Source organism: Paenibacillus sp. FSL R5-0912 (assembly GCF_000758605.1).
In the GTDB taxonomy this organism is placed as follows: Bacteria; Bacillota; Bacilli; order Paenibacillales; family Paenibacillaceae; genus Paenibacillus_AQ.
Genome location: NZ_CP009282.1, coordinates 419876 through 441341 on the forward strand (window position 1 = coordinate 419876; position 21466 = coordinate 441341).

The following is a 21466-nucleotide window of genomic DNA, read 5'->3' on the forward strand; positions in this document are numbered from 1 at the left end:
TTGATCAGCAGTGACGTTATCCGGGGATACAACGATACGATGATCCTCTACATGCTTCTGGACGGGGAGTCTTACGGCTATGAGATCTCCAAGAATATACGGAAGCTCTCGGAAGAGAAATACATTATGAAGGAAACCACGCTCTATTCCGCATTCACCCGGCTGGAGAAGAACGGATACATCGATTCATTTTATCTGGATGAGACTTTTGGAAAAAGGCGCACTTATTACCGTATCACTCCCCAGGGACGGGCGTATTACCGCGCCAAATGCGAGGAATGGCAAGTTACGCAAGAAGTCATCAACAAATTCATAAAGGAGCTGTGATGAACTTGGATACAATTATAGGTTATCTGAACAATATGTTCGCTTCTCTGCCCAGGACGGAACAGATGCATAAGCTGAAGCAGGAGCTGCTTGGCAACATGGAGGAGAAGTATCACGAACTGAAGGATGACGGGAAGTCGGAGAACGAAGCGGTAGGTATCGTCATTTCCGAATTCGGCAATATTGATGAGCTGATCAGCGAGCTGGGGATTGGGGAGTACCCTAAGGAAGAGCTGGTTCCGATGCTTACTGAAATGGAGACGGAGGAATTCATTGCTGCCAAAAGGAGATCAGGGCTGCTTATAGGTCTTGGCACAGGGCTGATTATGGTGGGCGCCGGCCTGCTCATTCTGATTGCGAGTCTTGGGGAGAACGGGTTTATGAGCTCTGTCTTTTCGGAGGATGCGATGAGCATGATCGGGGTAGGCTTTCTGTTAGTTCTGCTGGTTCCGGCTATTGCGATGTTTATCTACAGCGGCATGCGAATGGAAAAATATAAATTTATGGAGTCCGGATTCAGTTTGCCTTACCATCTGCAGGCTGAGGTTGAGCGGAAACAGTCCGCTTTTGCCGCAACCTATATGCTGTCGCTCATCATGGGAGTCAGCCTGTGCGTATTATCGCCAATTGCTATTTTTGTAGCTTCAGCCTTTGGAGATGACGCTTCTTCGTATGGGGTAGTGATTCTGCTGGCTGTGGTGGCAGTAGCTGTATTCCTCTTTGTCTATTACGGGAGTATCCGGGGAGCGTATCAGATGCTGCTGAAAACCGGGGATTTCAGTAAAGAAAAGAAGGAAGAGGACCGGGTCATCGGTGCAGTAGCCTCCATCGTCTGGCCGCTGGTTACCTGCGCCTTTCTGGTCAGCGGGTTTGTGTACGATCAGTGGCACATCAACTGGATTGTGTTTCCGGTTACGGGGATATTATTCGGGGTATTCAGCGCCGCCTATACTATTATAAAGGGGAAAAATCCGGCCTAAGCTCGGTGTCCGCGCCATTTGTCGCAAAAGGTGACATTGCTCATGTTCGCGGCCGGTAGATAGATGATAATATGAAGGCATTTATTCCCCCTTATTACAACTGTGCAAGGGCCTGTACCGGGGTAATTCCATACCCCGTTGCAGCTCCTTGCTTCGCTGCTTTACAGTGACAGAATGACGGCCCGGCGACAGAAGAGTAGGTTTCTTTTTGGAGCCGAAAGTGGGCATGAATGCCGCTTATTACATTTCCGGCGGCCAATCAGAGAGACTCGGAGGAGACAGGAATGGGTAAAGCAACCGGATTTTTAGAATATCAGCGGCGTACGCCTGCTGAATGCGAGCCTTTGGAACGGATTAAGAATTGGAATGAATTTTCGGTACCTCTGGAAGAAGAGCAGCTGCGGGAGCAAGGTGCCCGCTGCATGGATTGCGGAACACCGTTCTGCCATGTAGGACGTCTGCTTAGCGGGATGGCCAGCGGCTGCCCGCTGCACAACCTCATTCCGGAATGGAATGACATGGTATACCGCGGTAACTGGGAGGTAGCGCTGAAACGGCTGCATAAGACGAATAACTTCCCTGAATTTACAGGACGCGTCTGTCCTGCGCCTTGTGAAGGCGCTTGTACCGTTGGTAAGAATGGCGATTCAGTAACCATTAAATCCATTGAGAAGTCGATTGTAGATAGAGGTTTTGCCGAAGGCTGGATTGTACCTGAGCCGCCGCTTACCCGTACGGGTAAAAAGGTTGCGGTTGTGGGTTCCGGACCCGCAGGACTTGCCTGTGCGGCCCAGCTGAACAAGGCGGGACACAGTGTAACTGTATACGAACGGGCTGACCGGATCGGCGGACTGCTGACCTACGGCATTCCGAACATGAAGCTGGACAAGAAGAAGGTACAGCGCCGGGTGGACCTGCTGGCGGCCGAAGGAATTACCTTCGTTACACGGACCGAAATCGGCCGGGATATCCCTGCGGAGCAGCTGCAGGAAGAGCATGATGCCGTAGTTCTCTGCGGCGGATCTACCAAGGCGCGGGAGCTTCCGCTGGAAGGCCGGGATTTGCGCGGCATCCATCAGGCGATGGAGTTCCTGACCCTGAATACGAAGAGCCTGCTGGATTCCGGACTGGCTGACGGCGAATACCTGTCGGCGGCAGGCAAGGATGTTGTTGTTATCGGCGGTGGTGATACAGGTACGGACTGTGTAGCTACCTCTATCCGCCATGGTTGCCGAAGCGTCATCCAGCTGGAGATTATGCCACAGTCGCCGCTCACCCGTCAGCCGGGCAATCCTTGGCCAGAGTGGCCGAAGGTGCTGAAGGTCGATTACGGGCAGCAGGAGGCCGCTTCTCTATATGAAGAAGATCCGCGCCGCTATCTTGTGAACACCAAGCGCTTCGCCGGCGACACGAACGGACATGTGCAGGAGCTGCATACCGTGCGCATTGAATGGAAGCGTACGGAGGACGGCCGGATGATGCCGGTTGAAGTGCCGGGCAGTGAAGAGGTTATTCAGGCGCAACTGGTGCTGCTGGCGCTGGGGTTCACCGGACCGGAGGAAACGGTACTTGGACAGCTGGGTGTAGCACGCGATGAGCGCTCCAATGTTAAGGCTGAATTTGGCACGCAGGCCACGAGTGTGACGGGTGTCTTCACTGCCGGCGACATGCGGCGCGGCCAGAGCCTAGTGGTCTGGGCAATTAACGAGGGCCGGCAGGCTGCCCGTGAAGTGGACCGCTTCCTGATGGGCTCGTCCAACCTGCCATGAGAAGCTTTTAGATATACGGAGTAAGCGGAGTTAACAGTAGGGCGCCCCGCCGGGGCGTCTTGCTTTGCGTTAACCGGGCGGGGGCGTTTACAATGGATGCATGGAATTACCCATTCCTCCTGTTTGATTCGGTGCTGGCAGGATCAGAACCGGAGATTCTTAAGTTCACATTGCACAGGCATAGTTGTTGTACGTATTGCAACTTTATTTGGGCGACACCGGGGTGTTTGGGAGGATTAGGGCCGGGAATATGAGGAGAATGTTGTATTTCGTGCAGGATTCCACCGCCAAGAGTGGGTGGTCCAAAAATTCCTGTGGCAGCAGAGGCTGGGATTTCAAAAAAATCACCATATCACCAGAGACTGAAGCTCATAGTGGAACTGAGGCTTTACCCGGACATCATTAAGCTCAAGCTATATAACCGGAGAGGAAGAACAAGGATGAAACTGATGTTTATTTCCGATATTCACGGGTCCCTGCACTGGCTGGAGCAGGCATTGGCCAAGGCGGAGGAGGAGCAGCCGCACACGCTGGTTATTCTGGGAGACTTCCTGTATCACGGGCCGAGAAATCCGCTGCCCGAGGGTTATAATCCACAGGGGGTCGCCGACAAGCTGAATGCTTACGGTAAATCGCTGGTTGCCGTGAGAGGGAACTGTGATGCTGAAGTAGACCAGATGCTGCTGCAGTTCCCGATGATGGGCGACTACGTAATGATTCTTCATGAGGGTCGTAAGATTTACGCTACGCACGGGCATGGATTCAGCATCGATAACTTGCCGGCGCTGTCCCCGAGGGATGTGTTCATCCAGGGACATACACATCTGCCGGTGGCGGATATGAGGGAAGGCATTGTCGTGCTTAACCCCGGATCGATCTCCCTGCCCAAAGAGAACAATCCCAATTCTTACGGAATCCTGGACAATGGTGAATTCAGCATCAAGGATTTCGCCGGCAATGTCATTAAGCATATTACACTGTAAAATAGCAATATAACGCTAATCCCTCTGGATATTTCCAGGGGGATTATTGCGGTCCGGCAATTGAGCACACAGGCATATTATTGTATGATGGGTGAGGAGCTTGCGGCTAACAGGGCAGCTTCAAATATAAACGGCAGAGGTAACTAAATGACGTATCCCAAAGATTTAAACTATACAATGCCGGCGGAATGGGCCCAGCATGAACGGACCTTCATCTCCTGGCCGGTGCAGGACTCTATGGTATATCCGGACAACCATGCGGCGGTAAGCGCAGGTTATACCGAGATTATCAGAGCCATTGCCGAGTTCGAGCCAGTAACGGTGATCGTGAACCCTGATGATATGGAGACTGTAGAACAGCTTGCACTGGGTGCTAATGTGACGCTGCTGCCCATCCGGCATAATGATGCCTGGCTGCGCGATAACGGACCGACCTTTGTGGTGAATGCGGAAGGCAAGCTTGCCGGCGTGAACTGGAAGTTCAATGCCTGGGGCGGCAAATATACGCCATGGGACCTTGACGATAAGGTAGCTCCGCAAATTCTGGAACAGCTGGAGATCAGCAGGTATGATGCACCGCTTGTGATGGAGGGCGGATCAATCCATACCGATGGTGAAGGAACACTGCTGACTACCGAAGAATGTCTGCTGAACACGAACCGCAATCCCGAGCTGGACCGGGAAGAGATCGCCGGCTTAGTGAAGCAATATACGGGGACAGAATCGATAATCTGGCTGAAGCGCGGCCTCAGCGGGGACGAGACGGACGGTCATGTTGATAATATCGCGTGCTTCGCTGCGCCGGGCAAGGTGATCATCCAGGTCTGCGGAGACCCGCAGGATGAGAACTATGCCATTTCGGAGGAGAACCTGCGTATTTTGGAGCAGGCTACCGATGCCAAGGGACGGAAACTGGAGATCATCCGCATTCAGCAGCCGCCCCGTGTTGATTATGAAGGCAGCCGGTTGACCCTGAGCTATCTGAATTTCTATTTCGTGAACGGCGGGATTATCCTGCCGGTATTCGGCGGTACGGCGGCAGAGACAGACAGGCTTGCCGAAGAGACGCTTGCCGGGCTGTTCCCGGAACGCAGGATCCGTACAGTGAACGGAATGGCTGTAATCGGTGAAGGCGGGAACGTACACTGCACCACCCAGCAGATGCCTGCGGTGAACTAGGGTGTAGGCCGTTACACTTCGTCCAGATGGGAATTTAAAGTTCATAATGGGAGGGACAACCGTGAGAAAAGTAAAAGTAGCCGCAACACAAATGAGCTGTTCCGGCGACATTGATGAGAATATCCGTAAGGCCGAGACGCTGGTCAGAGAAGCGGCAGCCCAGGGCGCGCAGATTATTCTGTTGCAGGAGCTGTTTGAGACTCCGTATTTCTGCCAGAAGGAGAAATCGGATTACTACGCCTATGCCACCGAGCTTGAGCACAACAAGGCTGTGAACCATTTCAAGGCGATAGCCAAAGAACTGGAAGTGGTGCTGCCGATCAGCTTTTATGAGAAAAAGAACTACGCGCGTTACAACTCGCTGGCTGTGATTGATGCCGACGGAACGGTGATGGGCAAATACCGCAAAAGCCATATTCCTGACGGCCCCGGCTATGAAGAGAAGTTCTACTTCAACCCGGGCGATACCGGCTTCAAGGTGTGGAATACCCGTTATGCCAAAATCGGCGTCGGCGTCTGCTGGGATCAATGGTATCCGGAAGCAGCACGGGTAATGAGTCTGATGGGGGCGGAGATTCTGTTCTACCCTACAGCTATCGGCTCGGAGCCGCAGGACGGCTCGATCGACTCCAAGGATCACTGGCAGACCTGCATGCTGGGCCATGCAGCCGCTAACCTGGTTCCTGTCGTGGCCTCCAACCGGATCGGTGAGGAGATTGACGAGGATTCCAGCATTAACTTCTACGGTTCTTCGTTCATTGCCGGCCCGCAGGGCAATAAGGTTGCTGAAGCCGGGCGCGATGAGCAGGGTGTGCTGGTCAGTGAATTTGATCTTGATGCGCTTGAGGTTGGCCGGATCGAATGGGGAATTTTCCGCGACCGCCGTCCGGAGCTGTACCGGCTGATTGCTTCATATGACGGGGATCTGACGTTCTGATTGTAAATGAATGAATTGAATAACAGTTACGATAGTAAGCAGCCAGGACGCTGCCGGGGATATCACTCTCCGGACAGCCTCCTGGCTGCTTTTATATGAAGATAGACCTGAATTCTAAGATTAGGCGGCTGTAAATGTTACAATACATCGATATTATGTCATGTTATATAACATAAACAGGAAAAGTTAATTGTCATCATCGCTTTAATCTGATAAAATCTCTTTAAGTTATTTTATAAATAAGTAGGGGGATTGGAGCATGGGAATCAGTAAAAAATGGGCAATGTCAGGTATGGTGGCATTCCTGGTCCTGGCAATGGTTGGCTGTGGTTCGGATAATAACGCAGGCAGCGGTAAAGCGGCCGGAGAGAGCATCAAGTTCGCCAGCGATGCCAGTTATGCACCTATGGAGTATATGGATACAGACACTATCAAGGGCTTTGACATTGATTTCATTAAGGCAGTTATGGAGGAAGCGGGTATTGACTACACCGTGACCAACACAGGCTGGGATACGATGCTGACCAGTGTTCAGCAAGGCACTGAATATCAGGCGGGCCTATCTTCGGTATCCATTACAGATGAGCGCAAGGAAACCTATGACTACTCCATTCCTTATTTCGAATCTACGAACATGATCATGGTCAAGGAAGGCAGCGATATCAAGTCTGCCCTTGATTTGAAGGATAAGAAAGTTGCCGTTCAGGCAGCAACAACTGCGGATGATCTGATGAGCGGCATCATGGGCATCGACAACGGCAACCTGAAGCGCTTTGACAGCAATGCGGTAGCCCTGATGGAGCTGAACGGCGGCGGAGCGGATGCAGTGGTTGCGGATATCGCCATCGTGAACGAATACATCAAGAATAATCCGAAGGAGAAGCTGACCGGTATCATCGACAAGGAGAACTTCGGTTCCGAATATTACGGCATCCTGTATCCTAAGGGCAGCGAATGGAAAGCTAAGCTGGACCCGGCGATCAAGACAATCATCGAGAACGGCAAATATGCGGAAATCTACAAAGAATGGTTCGGCGAAGAGCCGGATACTAAGGCACTTTTGAACGCAGAGTAAGGGGAGTAACAATTAAGCATGCGTAATGATTGCTATTGCGCATGCTTCTTTTTTTGAAACACAAGAGAAACATAGAGAAAGCTATAAGCAGAAGAGAAGGGAAGAGTTCTATGGATTTCAGATTTGACATCATCGTTCATTATTTACCGGTTTTACTTAAGGGAACTTTATTTACCATAGGCGTATCGCTGGTTTCGATCCTGTGCGGGTCCATTCTGGGACTGGTTATCGGGTTCGGCAAAATGGCGCCCAGATGGTATTTCCGCTGGCCGTTTCATGCGTATATCAACATCTTCCGCGGAACACCGTTGTACGTCCAGATTCTGATCGTCCATTTCGGACTCATTCCGTTGTTCTATGGTAAAACCTATGCGCTGATGAGCGCATTTGTGGCGCTCTCGCTCAATTCCGCGGCGTATTCCGCTGAAATTTTCCGTGCCGGCATCCAGTCAATTGACCCCGGACAACGGGAAGCCGCCCTGTCACTCGGGATGACCAAACTCCAGGCGATGCGCTTCATTATTCTGCCTCAGGCCATCAAACGGATGGTTCCGGCGTTCGGGAATGAATTCATCGTCCTCGTCAAGGATTCCTCGCTGCTGGCGCTGATTGCCGCACCGGAGATTATGTACTGGAGCAACACCATGAAAGGCCAATATCTGCGGATCTGGGAGCCTTATCTGACCGCTGCACTGATCTATTTCATTCTAACCTACTCCCTCAGCAAGCTGCTTAATTATATCGAACGGAAGGTGTAACCCCATATGGAGCCTATAATCTCAGTCAAACATCTGCATAAATCCTTCGGCACCCATAAGGTGCTGACTGACATTAGCGTCGATATCCACAGCCAGGAGGTAGTGGTGGTGATCGGACCTTCGGGTTCGGGCAAATCGACTTTTCTGCGCTGCCTGAATCTGCTGGAGCAGCCCCAGGAGGGCGATATTATGATTGAAGGCACTTCCTTGATGGCCAAAAGCACAAGGATTAACGATATCCGTACAGAAGTGGGCATGGTGTTTCAGCAGTTCAATCTGTTCCCGCACAAAAAAGTAATCGAGAACATTATGCTGGCCCCGATGCAGGTCCGTAAATGGCCTGCAGATAAAGCCCGGCAGAAAGCACTGGAGCTCCTGCAGAAGGTGGGACTGAGCGAGAAGGCGGAGATGTATCCTTCTTCACTTTCAGGCGGTCAAGCCCAGCGTGTAGCGATTGCGCGCGCTTTGGCGATGGAGCCGAAGATTATGCTTTTTGATGAACCGACCTCTGCACTGGACCCCGAAATGGTCGGTGAGGTGCTGGCCGTAATGAAGGATTTGGCCCGCGAAGGAATGACTATGGTCGTGGTAACGCATGAAATGGGCTTTGCCCGTGAAGTAGGAGACCGTGTCCTCTTTATGGAGCAGGGAATTGTAGTGGAGCAGGGAGTGCCCGAGCAGTTGTTCGGAAATCCGTCACATGAGCGCACCAAGGAATTCCTGTCCAAGGTACTGTGAGAATCTGTCAAAGTAGAATATTGTTATTTAATCGGTTATATTAGAAGAGTAAGAATTAGGCAATGGGACCATCGGTTGAATATCTGCCCGGAATGGCGGGGAGGAGGCTCGGGGATATCTTTTTTTAAAGTATAAGGATTTATGGGCTACGCATAATAATTTATCCTTATATTTCCGGCAGAAGCGGATATGGTGCTTATAGTACGGCACAGCCCGTTCTACTGGTCATAATTCAGAATGATAGAAGGAGAATACGATGAGCACATTTAAAAATTGGCTGAATACGACAAAAAGCGGACTGACAGAACAGGTTAAGAAGTTTAAAAATAAAGACTTTATGAACGCGGTAGTGGCAGGCTGCGCACTGGTTGCTGCGGCTGACGGCAAGATTGAGGAATCCGAGAAGAACAAAATGGCCGGATATATGAACCTCAGCAATGAACTGAAGGTATTTGACATGAGAGATGTCATCAACCAGTTCAATTTCTATGTGAGCAACTTCGAGTTCTCGCCGGAAATCGGCAAGCAGGAAGCGCTCAAGTCGATCGCGAAATTCAGCGGCAAACCGGAGATTGGACGTGTTATTGTGGGTGTATGCTCCGCAATCGGTGCGGCTGACGGCGACTTCGATGAGCATGAGAAAGCGGTTGTCCGGAATATCTGCAGTGTGCTCGGACTGAGCCCAAGCGAATTCAGCCTGTAATACAGGCCGGAGGGCATCCGCAATTGGATGAAACTTAGGCGTTACTCCATCGTATCACTGATATAACACCCGCAAGAAGGACTTACAGGCAGTGATTACTACTGGAAACGGAGGTACGTAAAGTTGGCTGGAATCAATCTGGTAAAAGGTCAGAAGATCGATTTAACTAAAGGGAATGCCGGACTGTCTAACGTTATCGTAGGATTGGGCTGGGACCCTGCCGAACCGGCAAGAGGCTTCTTTGGTGTCAAGAAACAGGCGAATGTGGACTGCGATGCTTCCGCTCTGCTGCTGAATGAGAATGGCAAGCTGACCAATAAGCTGAACCTCGTCTGCTTTCACAACAAACAGAATACGAACAACTCTGTAGTTCACTCGGGAGATAACCTGACGGGTGAAGGAGACGGGGACGACGAGCAGATCATGGTGAATCTGAAGTCGATTCCTGCCGATGTCCATAAGGTTCTGGTTGTGGTCAACATCTACGATGCGGTGAACCGCAAACAGGATTTCGGGATGATCAAATCGGCGTATATCCGGATTATCAACGCGGCCGGGAACGGTGAACTGATCAAGTTTAATCTGACGGACAATTACACAGGCTTCACGGCACTGATCTGCGGCGAGCTATACCGCCATGGCGAAGAGTGGAAATTCGCAGCCATCGGTGAAGGCGCGCACGCAGCACATATTAATCAACTGGCTGAACGTTATATCTAATTCCAATTTGAGAAAAGAGGGTTCTATTCATGGCTATTAACTTATCCAAGGGACAAAAAATCGATTTGACCAAAACTAATCCGGGCTTGTCCAAAATTACAGTCGGCCTCGGATGGGATACGAATAAATACGATGGCGGGAAGGACTTCGACCTTGACGTGTCTGTATTCCTGACGAATGCTAACGGCAAAGTGGATAAAGAAACGAACTTTATCTTCTTCAACAACAAGCAGAACGAGAACGCTTCCGTTGTTCACACCGGCGACAACCGCACAGGTGAAGGCGACGGAGACGATGAGCAGATTCAAGTTGATTTGCTCAATGTTCCTGCGGATGTTGATAAAATTGCTTTCACCATTACCATCTATGAAGCAGAATCCAGAAGCCAGAACTTCGGACAAGTCTCCCGTTCCTATGTGCGTATCGTCAATGATGCGAACAGCGAAGAGCTGATCCGCTTTGACCTGGGTGAAGATTTCTCCGTTGAAACCGGCGTTGTAGTCGGCGAATTGTACCGCAATGGCGCAGAGTGGAAGTTCAATGCCATCGGCAGCGGCTACAAAGACGGCCTCTCCGGACTGACCCGTGATTACGGTCTGCAATAAGACCCGGGTGACTTCGGAATTAAATCTTTGAGGAAAGAAGGTTTTTGCCAGTGACGATCAGTCTTTCCAAAGGACAGCGGATTGATCTTACCAAGACCAATCCGGGCCTGACGAAGGTAGTTGTAGGACTTGGCTGGGATACAAACAAGTATAGCGGCGGCAAGGATTTTGACCTGGATGCTTCAGCATTTCTGCTGCATGAGGACGGCAAAGCCAAAGGCGAAGACGACTTTGTATTCTATAACAACCCAAGCGGCGGGACAGGCTCTGTAACCCATACAGGCGATAACCGTACAGGTGAAGGCGACGGGGACGATGAGCAGATTCTTGTAGATTTCAGCCTGGTGCCCGCGAATATTCAGCGCATTGGGATTACAGTGACGATCTATGATTATGAGACCCGGGTGCAGAACTTCGGACAGGTATCGAACGCATTTGTTCGTGTTGTAGATGCTTCCAGCGACCGCGAGATTCTGCGGTTTGACCTGGGTGAGGATTTCTCCACCGAGACAGCTGTTGTCTTCTGTGAATTCTACCGCCATGGGGCGGATTGGAAGTTCCAGGCGATCGGCAGCGGGTTTGCCGGCGGGCTCAGCGCTCTATGCAAGAATTATGGACTGGATGCACAATAAAGCTTCAAAGGCGGGATCATCATCGATCCTGCCCTTTTTATAGACAAAAGTGTATAAGTTGCACTCTTATCCATTTATAAAGGTGGCGTAAGAATGAGTACTGAAGTAGTTAAAGGGCAGAAAGCAGACCTGACCAAAGGAAACCCGGGTACCCGCAATATCATTGTAGAGATCGGATGGAAAGCTCCATCTTCAATGGATATTGACGCCTCTGCATTCCTGCTCGGGGCGCAAGGCAAAGTAAATAGTGACGATGATCTGATCTTTTATAATAATCCGTCAACACCTTATATCAGATATAAGGATGTGCCGGGTGCAGCTTCAGGAGGACTTAAGCAGTTCGAGGTGGGATTGGACAAGATTCCTGCAGGTATCGCGAAGATTGCCTTTACCCTTACTCTGTATGATGGCGAGAACCGCAAGCAAATGTTCGGACAGATGAGCGAGGCCCAGTGCCGGATCCTGGATCAGGCGACAGGGGCGGAAATTCTGCGGTGTAACCTGGGAAATCATTTCTCTGTGGAAACAGCTGTTGTGGTAGGAGAATTATATAGATACGGCGAAGAATGGAAATTCAGTGCGATCGTTGCAGGCTTCTCCGGCGGACTCAAAGCCCTGTGCGGCAACTATGGAATAGAAGTGGAGGATGAGCCTGCTCCGGCGGCTGCACCGCAGCCGGTGAAGACGGAGGCACCGCCGGAGCGCACGAAGCTTCCGGTGCCGCCGCCGCGGGTAGAGCAAGCCAGACCTGCTATAGTAATTCCTCCTCCGCCTGCGCCAAAGCAGACGGAAGCTCCTGCTCCGCCGCTGAACCTCAATCTGAAGAAGATTGAGCTGAAGAAGAAGGGCGATTCCATCAACCTGAAGAAATCAGCCTCCGGTCTCGGGGAGCTCGTAATCAACCTGAACTGGAATCAGAAGCAGGGTGGTGGACTGTTCAGCCGTAACAAGGGCGGCGTGGACCTGGATCTTGCTTGCCTGTATGAACTCAAGAACGGCAGCAAGGGAGTTGTGCAGGCACTGGGCAATGCGTTCGGCAACCTGCAGCAGCCGCCTTACATCATGCTGGATGGGGATGACCGGACCGGCTCCGTAACATCCGGCGAGAATCTGCGTATAAACGGGAGTAAGGTTGCACAAATCGAAAGAATTTTAGTTTTTTCTTTTATTTACAAGGGAGTTACCAACTGGTCTGAGGCGGATGGGGTGGTTACCCTGAAGCAGGATGGAGGACCAGATATTGTCGTTAATCTGGACGAGCATAACAACCGTAAGGGCATGTGCGCCATCGCGCTGATCCGGAATGTAGGCAACGAGACCTTTAGTATTGAACGCCTCGTGCAATATTTCAGCGGTCATAAGGAGATGGATGAGGCTTATGGCTGGGGGCTTCGCTGGGTAGCGGGCAGTAAATAATCTTATTTTACCGGAGGCGCAAGTGGAATGGACTGGTTCAGTGATTTTTTTAGGAGTATCAGTGAGAATTATGGGCATTTCTTCTCCTGGAGTGATGTTGTAGCGACGCTCTCCGATCCTGTCAGCTGGGGGATTATCGGGAGTCTGGTTCTGCTGGAGGGCCTGCTCTCCGCAGATAATGCGCTCGTGCTGGCGGTAATGGTTAAGCATTTACCGAAAGAGCAGCAGCGTAAGGCACTATTTTACGGGATACTCGGCGCTTATTTATTCCGATTCTTGGCGATTGGTCTGGGTACCTTCCTGATTGGATTCTGGGAGGTTAAGGCTCTGGGTGCTCTGTACCTCTTCTACATTGCTTATAAAGGTCTGTTTAAGGGTGGCGGAGAAGAAGGGGAGACGAAGAACAAAGGCACCTCTTTCTGGAGGACGGTGCTCCTGGTTGAATTAATGGATATTGCCTTCAGTATTGACAGTGTAGTTGCTGCATTCGGTCTTAGTAATCAAGTCTGGGTGCTCTTCCTGGGCGGGATCCTCGGCGTGCTGATGATGCGCGGAGTGGCCCAGGTATTCCTTAAGCTGATTGCCAGATTTCCTGAACTGGAACAGTCAGCCTTCCTGCTCATTGCACTTATTGCCGGTAAGATGCTTGCCGGTGCGTTCGGTTATGAAATGCCGCATGTGATCTTCTTCACCATTCTGATTGCAGTGTTTGTGGGCACAATCCTGTATAGCTCCTCTAAACGTAAAAGAGAAGAAAATCGTAAAGCCTGATTTTACCTGACGTATATGTTCATCTCTTCATAGCTTTACAGGAAGGCGGGGAGTTCACGGGAAGGGTGGACTCCGGCGCGCTTCCGGGTAATCGTTATATGTTATAGCATGGCCTTTGCTTGTATTTTGAGAAAGCCGGATGCCGTCCCCGAGAGGACGGCATAGCCGGTTCTGCTGCTCTCTATCTATAAGGAGAGGCTATTCGTTTTGTGCTTGGCACAACATTAAGGGGGAAGGGCCTTGAGATATTTCGATTACCTTACGCAAGAACAGGAAACTTCATTATTTCATGTTCCGCCGGTTTCATTTGATCATACTACCAGCAAGGATTTACTGGCTTATGCCGTCGGAGCTGCTCTTTATATGCCTGCTACCCGTTCCAGCGTTGCCGAAGATATTATTAAGCTGAGAGCCTCGGGGCTTGTTACGGTTATTATAGATTTGGAGGATGCCATCGGTGACGGAGAAGTTGACTATGCAGAGGAATCAGTCGTAAGACATTTGGCCTTCCTGTCGGCATATGCCGAGAATGAGCCGGAGCTGCGCAGCAGTCTTCCGCTGTTGTTCATCCGCGTACGCCATCCGGAGCAGCTGCGGGATCTGATTTTCCGGCTGGGCTCTTTAATTTCAATGCTGACCGGCTTTGTATTTCCTAAGTTCTCCACCCTGAACGGTGTGGAGTATTTTGAGGCTATTGCCGATTACAATAACACGCGCATCTATTCAGCCCCGGTGCTGTACGGGATGCCGATACTGGAGAATGCTCCGATTATCTACCGGGAGAGCCGGATGGACAGCCTGCTGGCGATCCGGGATCTGCTCGGGCAATACCGTGAATATGTGCTTAATGTCAGAATCGGAGCAACGGATTTCTCCAGCCTGTTCGGACTGAGGCGCAGCCCGGATATCAGTATCTATGATCTGACGCCAATCCGCGACTGCATGTCAGATATTATCAATGTATTCGGCCGGGTGGAAGAAGGCTATGTCATCTCAGGCCCCGTATGGGAATACTTTTCCAATAAAGGGCACCGGGTACTTCGTCCGCAGCTTCGTGAGACGCCCTTTGAAGACACTTACGGCAAACATGGCCGCGAGATGCGCAACAATTTCATCTCCAGCTCGATGGACGGGCTGATCCGTGAAGTGATTTTGGACAAGGAAAACGGGATTGTGGGCAAAACGATCATTCATCCTTCCCATCTCAGACCCGTGCAGGCGATGTATACAGTAATGCATGAAGAATATGTGGACGCCTTAAGTATTGTGGACAGCAACGATGGCAGCCGCGGAGTGTTCAAGAGCGAATATTACAACAAGATGAATGAAATTAAGCCGCATTTGAACTGGGCTAGACGTATTTTACTACGATCTCAAATATACGGGGTGTTACATGAACAACAGCATTTTGTCGGATTACTACCCGAGAACGAATATACACACGTTTAATATCGTCGAGAATCTGCAGGTTACGGTGACGGAAACCTCCAACCCCTTTCATATGCCCGTAGAATCCTTATTCTCCATGGCCGCGCGCATCAACAAGAAACGCTCTTTTCTATTCGTCAGCAAAGTGCTTGGCAAACATATTCCTGTAGGTCCCTATACCCCTCTGCTTAGCGGAGCGGCACTTGCTCTCCTCCTGTACTTAGAGATGAGTGCGGATAGCGCTGAACGGGAGATCATGGACAAGCTGATGAGCGAGGCGGTTCATGGACTGATTTATCCTGAATTTGCGGAAAAGGCCTATCATGATCTGCTTGCTGCACGTCTGGTTCTACCTCAACCTGCCCTATTTATCGGCTTTGCCGAAACCGCTACCGCCCTGGGCCACAGCATGTACAACATGTTTGCCGGCGGAGCCTCATATATTCATACGACCCGTGAGAATATTCTTGAATTGGAATCGGTAGTCACCTTCGAAGAGGAGCATTCCCATGCGGTAGATCATCTCTGTTATGCCTTGAATCCTAAGCTATTATCGGGAACAGAGCCGATTGTGCTGGTGGATGATGAGATTACGACCGGCAATACGGCGATCAATACCATTCGTGATATCCAGTCCAAATTCCCGCGCCGGGAGTATGTAGTGGCTTCGCTTCTGGATTGGCGGAGCAACGCGAATATTCAGGCTTACCGTGATCTGGAGCAGGAGCTGGGGATTAGAATCACCGCCTTATCTTTGCTGCAAGGCAGCATTGAGGTGACTGGAACCCCTCTGCTGAAGCCGCAAGCCGGAAGCGGAGAACCATCCGCAGCAGTTGCAGAGCTAGTGACCACGTATATACAGGACGGGTTAGAGCGGCTGCAGGTGTCCTCTGCGGATGCGCAAGGTGTTGTGAATCTCTCCCCCTATTTGAAATACAGCGGCCGTTTTGGTCTGGATTCTGCAGATAACCGGCGGATTGATGAAGGCGTCAGCCGGGTAGCCGGGAAGCTCCGGGACTTGCGGGAAGGCACCCGCACTTTGGTGATGGGCGTAGGCGAGTTCATGTATCTGCCGATGCGGATCGCGGCGGAGATGGGGGAAGGCGTGTCTTATCAATCCTCCACCCGCAGTCCAATCCATCCGCAGCGGCGTGCAGACTATGGCGTGCACAGCGCAGCCGCGTATCCGTCCGCAGGTGACACGGAGATTACGAATTTCATCTATAATGTTGATCCCGGCCAGTACGACGACATCTTCGTACTGCTTGAGCGTGAGGTGCCCCGGGAGCGGATTGAACCAATGACGGATATTTTGCAGAGGCTGGCCGGTAATAAGGTGCATCTTATTATACTGGCTTCTGAACCAGAAACTGGAGGCTCACGGATATGAAGGGATTAGAAATTGAAGAGATTATGAACAGAAGAATATCCCCTCCGGTTCCGCTGGGCAGCTACCCTGCTTCCGATGTTACCTTTCTGCTTAAGGACCTCAGCAATGTATCCCTGGAGCGGGGAACAGCCGAGCGGGAGGAAGCGATCCAGTCCGGTGTACATTATTCAGAGATGCTTCCTGTAGAATATCAGCCGACAGAGCAGTATATCGAATTGTTCCATGAGACGCTGCAGCATACGGCGAAGAAGGTGGCGCTTGCTGTAGCTGTTGTATCTGAGATGATTGTGGCTCAGCGGGGAACGGCGAATACGGTGCTGGTCTCACTGGCTAGAGCAGGTACCCCGATAGGCGTGCTGATCAAACGGTATATTCTGGAGCGGTATGAAGCCGATCTGCCGCATTACAGTATTTCGATTATACGGGGCAAAGGTATCGATGAGAATGCTGTGCTATATATGCTGCAGCAGCATGGAACTGATGCGGAGCTGCAGTTCATCGATGGCTGGACTGGTAAAGGGGCTATCCGCCAGGTACTCATTGAGGCTTGCGAGGGTATGTACAAGAAATATGGGATTACCCTGAATGATGATCTGGCGGTGCTCGCCGATCCCGGATATTGTTCGGGAACCTTCGGCACAAGGGAAGATTATCTGATCCCAAGCGCTTGCCTGAACTCTACGGTATCCGGATTGATGAGCCGTACGGTGCTCCGCGACGATCTGATCGGACCGGAGGAGTTCCACGGGGCAAAATTCTACAAGGAATGGCTGGATAGTGATCTGTCTAATGTATTCGTGGAAGCTGTGACTCCTTATTTCCGGGAGGTGGCTGCGGAGGGGCTGAAGCTTGCTGAAGAGATGCAGGAGGATCCTCCGGAGATTACCTGGCAGGGGCTGGCTGATATCCGCAGTATTCAGGAGACCTTCGGCATTGATAATATCAATCTGGTGAAGCCGGGGGTTGGCGAGACTACCCGTGTGCTGCTGCGCAGGGTACCCTGGAGAATCCTCGTTGATCGGCTGGACAATCCCAACCTTCGGCATATTCTGCTGTTGGCTGAAGACCGCGGTGTACCTGTAGAGGTATTCCCCGGACTCACGTATTCCTGCTGCGGGATCATTAAGCCGCTGAAAGGGGAGAGTGAATGATCTACGCCAGTGATCTGGACCGTACACTGATCTACTCTTTGAATGCCATAGGAGTTCCCGGGGATGCCCCCGGTCTGGTGCCGGCCGAAGTGATTGACGGCAGAACGGTCTCGTATATTTCGCAGCAGGCTCTGGATATGCTGAAAGAGCTTGCGGCGAAGATCGTCTTCATGCCGGTGACTACGCGTACCATCGCACAGTACCGGCGGATCAACCTGTTCCAGGAGACCGTTATTCCGGATTATGCCGTTACCAGTAATGGAGGCAATATTCTCGTGAACGGTGTGGTGGACCTGGAATGGCGGGCGGCTGTCGGGCGGCTGGTGGAACGCGGTTCTGCTCCGGCTGAGGAAGCCGGAAGGATTGTCCGCTCTGTAGTGCGGGCAGAATGGATTACCAGCGAGCGGTATTGCGACGAGCTGTTCTATACCTTCGTAGTGCATCGTGATTCTCTGCCGCTGGATGAGATTACCCGCATGGCTGAGCGGCTGGATGGACTGGGCTGGAAGGTATCGCTGCAGGGGCGCAAGCTCTACATTGTGCCGGAGGCTGTGAACAAAAGTGACGCGATCCTTCATGTCCGCCGTACCGTCCGGTCGGAGCCGATGGTCGCTTCAGGCGATTCCCTGCTGGACAAGAGCCTGCTGGCGGCTGCGGACTATGCCATTGCCCCCTGTCACGGAGAAATATTTGCCGAGCAGCAGGCGGGTCTAGTAAACTTAGAGTATCCTTTCACGAAGCAATCGGGTGTATTTGCCGGGGATGAGATTATGCAGTATGTTCAAACGATTTATAATAATTTTACAGCATTGGGAGTTGGGCCACAATGAAAAAGGTAAATATATATTTCAATCGCTGGTTTTCCGTGGCTTTTCATTACATGAACCTCATCCGGAACAATGAAGACGGCATCCCGGTTCAAATATTCGCCACCCACCCGGATATCCGCCATATGTCGCTGCAGGGCGCTGATGTTGCGGGGGCCGAGCCTGAGCTTACGGGAATCGAATATGTGCAGTTCTGCGTTGATTTCTGCCGCCGCAATGAGATTGATATTTTCATTCCGCGGCTGCATATGCTGGATATCTCCCAGCATGTGTCCTTGTTCGAGGCCATCGGGACGAAGGTGCTGGTCTGCCGCGATCAGGACCTGCTGGAAATGATTATGGATAAAGGCAAGTTCTACGAGAGTGTGAAGTCTAACGGAATTATGACGATTCCAGATTACCATGTCGTAAGTAATGCAGAGCAGTTCAAGGAAGCCTACGAAGAACTCGTATCCAAGGGACATAAGGTCTGCTTCAAACCGACCGAAACAGAGGGTGGTCTCGGATTCCGGATTATAGATAATAACCGCAGCCCGCTTGAAGAGCTGTTTGGACATGTAACACCGTTGATTTCATTCCAGGATGCTTATCGTATTCTTTCCGGAGCGGAGAGTTTTCCTAATCTGATGGTTATGGAGCTGCTAGAGGGATATGAATATAGTATTGATTGTCTGGCAGATGCGCATGGGAATCTGCTTGCCGCTGTCCCGCGCCGTAAGGCGGGCGGACGGCTACGGCTGATGGAGCATATTCCGGAGCTGGAAGAGGTTGCCCGCAGGGTGGCTGAAACCTACCGGATTCCTTATAATTTCAATGTCCAGATGAAATACAGCGGCGATGTACCCAAGCTGCTTGAGATTAATCCGCGGATGTCCGGGGGCCTGCATATCTCATGTCTGTCCGGGATTAACTTCCCTTATCTGGCGGTCAAAAGCGCTCTGGGCGGCGAAGTTCAGCCTGTGGAATTCGCGCACAATGTCTTGGCAAGCCATGTTGAACAGCCGCTGATCATGAAAATAAACGGAGAATCCGTGGTTACGGATTCCGTGAATTGAGTGTGGAGCATTCACGCTCATAAGAGGTGAGAAGGAATGCAAGCTAAATTCAAAGTACTGGTATACGCCGGAGCCGGCTATGTTGTGGCTGTATTGACCGGCGGGTTCCTGCCCGAGCTGATCTCGCTGCTGCTTCCGGTTGCCGGGGCCGCCCTTGCGGTGCCGGGCTTCAGGCGCACAAGAGTGAATCTCCCGGTGGAGGTTATTCCCGCCGGGCAAGAGCCGGCAGCGGCACCTGGGCCTTCAGCCGGGGCGCTTCAGTCCTCTGGCAGCGCCGCAGCCGCAGGCCAACTCCCGGCGCCGGGACAGGCTCCTGCGGTCAAAGCGGGGGCTGAGACCCGAGGGGAGATTGCCATCGGAGCGGAATTCGCTCCGGTAGTGGAGTATCTTAGCATTCTGGAGGATATGATTATATCTGAAGGGCAGAAGGATACGCTGGACAATGAGATCGTTGAGAAGTCACTGGCGCTGTTCGCCAGACTGCAGCGTGTGATTCCTCTGCTGCAGGAACTCGGCAACGGGGAGATCAACCACACCGTCCGCAGACTGGTGCTGAAGGATCTCAATGGTGTGATCAATCCGTTCCTGAGGCTGGGCGGCGAAGCCAAGACGAGAAACCGGAGAATGCTGTTGAACGGTCTGCGTGATGTCGATACCAAAATATCCGATATTGCGTCTACAATCGAACATAAAGACCTGATGGAACTTCAGACCAAGGCGGAACTGATTCATCAGCGTTACAGCAGTTCCGAACCATAGGAGGAGGAAAACCATGTCCACGCAGTTGATCGAGCTGAGAAAAGAAGATGAACAGAAGGTAGTGGAGGAAGCTTCCCAGTTAATTGAGAAGGTGTCCAAGACCGATACTGTAGCCCTGGATTCCCTGATGGATGATATCGGCAAGCTTGGCGTGAAAACGCAGGAGAAGGCAGGACAAACCCTGAAGCTGCTGGATCGTCCGGTCAATGACCTGATGAGCGGCAAGCGGGTGGAAGTGCCGAATATGATTATGAAGCTGCGCAATGAGTGCGAGACGCTGCAGCAGAGCAAGAATGTCAGCTTTTTCGGCAAAATGCTGCGCAAGAGTCCGCTCAAAAATTATGTCTACAAATATCAGTCTGTCCGCACCAATATTGATGCCATCATTACCGGTCTGCGCGACGGCCGCGATACGCTGGAAGAGAGCATCGTCAACATGCGCCAGCTGAAGCGCACCTCGATGGAGGAGATCTATAACCTGCAGACCAAAATTGCCTTCGGCAACAAGCTGAAGGAGCTGTTCGAGGTAGAAATCGCCAAGCCGGAGAACGAATTCCGCAAGGCGTATCTGGAACGGGGACTGCGCAAGGTAATGGTACGGATTCAGTCCATGACCGAAATGATTCTGCTCTACAATCAGGCAATTGCGGCAACGGATATCATCAATGACAACAATGATAAGCTGATTGATTCCGTAAACAATGCGATTGATAAGACTTCTAATCTGATCACCGTGTCGGCGATGATTGCCATGTCCCTGGCTGATCAGGAGAATGTCATTAACGCTGTGGAAGCCACCAATAAGACGATCGAGGATCAGTTCAAGGAGAATGCACGGTTGCTGCGTACAACTACCGAGAAGACAACAGAACTGCTCTCCAAGCCGTCCATGTCACTCGAAGCTGTGAATCAGGCGATAGGCGATCTGCTCAGTGCCCTGGATACCTCGGAGCAGTCCAACCGGCGGATTATCGAGAGCTGCCAGGATTATACATCCAAAATGACGACCATCAACACCCAGCTGAACAACCGGCTTGGGCTTAATGAGGGCTCGCAGCCGCAGGCATTGAAGCAGGCGGAGAATGGGCTGAGCAGCTTTTTGAACTGATGATTTGATCCGTGGCATTCATAATGCCCCTCTCTCCCACATAAGTTGTCACTAAGGCGACCTGTGGAGAAAGAGGGGATAAGCGGATGATTCTGGGATGCTTGATAGTTGTGCTTATCGTCGTAGCCAGCAGTGAGAAAGCGGAGGCAATTGCC

22 protein-coding genes are annotated in these 21466 nt (G+C 51.5%); all 22 read left to right on the forward strand.

The genetic code is table 11. From position 1 onward, the window contains the following. The 22 genes from R50912_RS01835 (at position 1) to R50912_RS01940 (ending at position 21311) form a co-directional block, all read left to right on the forward strand. Positions 1–327: a PadR family transcriptional regulator gene (locus tag R50912_RS01835; protein WP_042231945.1), complete on the forward strand. Its 327-nt coding sequence runs from the start codon at positions 1–3 to the stop codon at positions 325–327. A 5-nt stretch (positions 328–332) separates the two neighbouring features. Continuing rightward, positions 333–1307: a permease prefix domain 1-containing protein gene (locus R50912_RS01840; RefSeq protein ID WP_042241360.1), complete on the forward strand. Its 975-nt coding sequence runs from the start codon at positions 333–335 to the stop codon at positions 1305–1307. 284 nt (positions 1308–1591) lie between these two features. Then, positions 1592–3076: a glutamate synthase subunit beta gene (locus R50912_RS01845; RefSeq protein ID WP_042241361.1), complete on the forward strand. Its 1485-nt coding sequence runs from the start codon at positions 1592–1594 to the stop codon at positions 3074–3076. Between the two features lie 440 nt (positions 3077–3516). Continuing rightward, positions 3517–4059 carry a phosphodiesterase gene (yfcE, locus tag R50912_RS01850; RefSeq protein WP_042231948.1) on the forward strand — a complete coding sequence of 181 codons (543 nt, stop codon included), beginning with the start codon at positions 3517–3519 and terminating at the stop codon, positions 4057–4059. 147 nt (positions 4060–4206) lie between these two features. Then, positions 4207–5238, forward strand: a complete 1032-nt coding sequence (locus R50912_RS01855; RefSeq protein ID WP_042231951.1) for an agmatine deiminase family protein — start codon at positions 4207–4209, stop codon at positions 5236–5238. Positions 5239–5299: 61 nt separating this feature from the next. Further along, a complete protein-coding gene (gene aguB, locus R50912_RS01860) occupies positions 5300–6175 on the forward strand; it encodes an N-carbamoylputrescine amidase (protein WP_042231957.1) in 876 nt (291 codons plus the stop codon). A 259-nt stretch (positions 6176–6434) separates the two neighbouring features. Beyond that, positions 6435–7250: a transporter substrate-binding domain-containing protein gene (locus R50912_RS01865; protein ID WP_081956345.1), complete on the forward strand. Its 816-nt coding sequence runs from the start codon at positions 6435–6437 to the stop codon at positions 7248–7250. Between the two features lie 110 nt (positions 7251–7360). Further along, positions 7361–8008: an amino acid ABC transporter permease gene (locus R50912_RS01870; protein ID WP_039299378.1), complete on the forward strand. Its 648-nt coding sequence runs from the start codon at positions 7361–7363 to the stop codon at positions 8006–8008. Between the two features lie 15 nt (positions 8009–8023). Further along, a complete protein-coding gene (locus R50912_RS01875; RefSeq protein ID WP_042241366.1) occupies positions 8024–8746 on the forward strand; it encodes an amino acid ABC transporter ATP-binding protein in 723 nt (240 codons plus the stop codon). Between the two features lie 256 nt (positions 8747–9002). Then, positions 9003–9449 (forward strand): tellurite resistance TerB family protein, encoded by a 447-nt coding sequence (locus tag R50912_RS01880; RefSeq protein WP_039299380.1) that lies wholly within the window; start codon positions 9003–9005, stop codon positions 9447–9449. Between the two features lie 123 nt (positions 9450–9572). After that, positions 9573–10169: a TerD family protein gene (locus tag R50912_RS01885; RefSeq protein WP_042132983.1), complete on the forward strand. Its 597-nt coding sequence runs from the start codon at positions 9573–9575 to the stop codon at positions 10167–10169. Between the two features lie 29 nt (positions 10170–10198). Then, positions 10199–10774, forward strand: a complete 576-nt coding sequence (locus R50912_RS01890; protein WP_042231962.1) for a TerD family protein — start codon at positions 10199–10201, stop codon at positions 10772–10774. 50 nt (positions 10775–10824) lie between these two features. After that, the gene (locus R50912_RS01895; protein ID WP_042132987.1) at positions 10825–11406 is read left to right on the forward strand and encodes a TerD family protein; all 582 of its coding nucleotides are present in this window, start codon (positions 10825–10827) and stop codon (positions 11404–11406) included. Positions 11407–11499: 93 nt separating this feature from the next. Next, positions 11500–12822, forward strand: a complete 1323-nt coding sequence (locus R50912_RS01900) for a TerD family protein (RefSeq protein ID WP_042231965.1) — start codon at positions 11500–11502, stop codon at positions 12820–12822. 27 nt (positions 12823–12849) lie between these two features. Beyond that, positions 12850–13593: a TerC family protein gene (locus tag R50912_RS01905; protein ID WP_042231967.1), complete on the forward strand. Its 744-nt coding sequence runs from the start codon at positions 12850–12852 to the stop codon at positions 13591–13593. A gap of 240 nt (positions 13594–13833) precedes the next feature. Next, positions 13834–15042, forward strand: a complete 1209-nt coding sequence (locus R50912_RS01910) for an HpcH/HpaI aldolase/citrate lyase family protein (protein WP_042231968.1) — start codon at positions 13834–13836, stop codon at positions 15040–15042. A gap of 76 nt (positions 15043–15118) precedes the next feature. Next, a complete protein-coding gene (locus tag R50912_RS01915; protein WP_042241368.1) occupies positions 15119–16411 on the forward strand; it encodes a phosphoribosyltransferase family protein in 1293 nt (430 codons plus the stop codon). After that, positions 16408–17562, forward strand: coding sequence for a cysteine protease StiP family protein (locus tag R50912_RS01920; protein ID WP_042231973.1), 1155 nt, complete (start codon positions 16408–16410; stop codon positions 17560–17562). The genes R50912_RS01915 and R50912_RS01920 overlap by 4 nt, the downstream gene beginning before the upstream one ends. Further along, complete coding sequence (locus R50912_RS01925; RefSeq protein ID WP_042231975.1) at positions 17559–18392, forward strand: HAD family hydrolase; 834 nt, start codon at positions 17559–17561, stop codon at positions 18390–18392. The genes R50912_RS01920 and R50912_RS01925 overlap by 4 nt, the downstream gene beginning before the upstream one ends. Continuing rightward, on the forward strand, positions 18389–19444 hold the full coding sequence (locus tag R50912_RS01930; RefSeq protein ID WP_042231976.1) for an ATP-grasp domain-containing protein: 1056 nt from the start codon (positions 18389–18391) through the stop codon (positions 19442–19444). Before R50912_RS01925 ends, R50912_RS01930 begins: the two co-directional genes overlap by 4 nt. A 36-nt stretch (positions 19445–19480) precedes the next feature. Beyond that, the gene (locus R50912_RS01935; RefSeq protein ID WP_042231978.1) at positions 19481–20203 is read left to right on the forward strand and encodes a hypothetical protein; all 723 of its coding nucleotides are present in this window, start codon (positions 19481–19483) and stop codon (positions 20201–20203) included. A gap of 13 nt (positions 20204–20216) precedes the next feature. Then, positions 20217–21311, forward strand: coding sequence for a toxic anion resistance protein (locus R50912_RS01940; protein WP_039299403.1), 1095 nt, complete (start codon positions 20217–20219; stop codon positions 21309–21311). Positions 21312–21466: the final 155 nt, after the last annotated feature.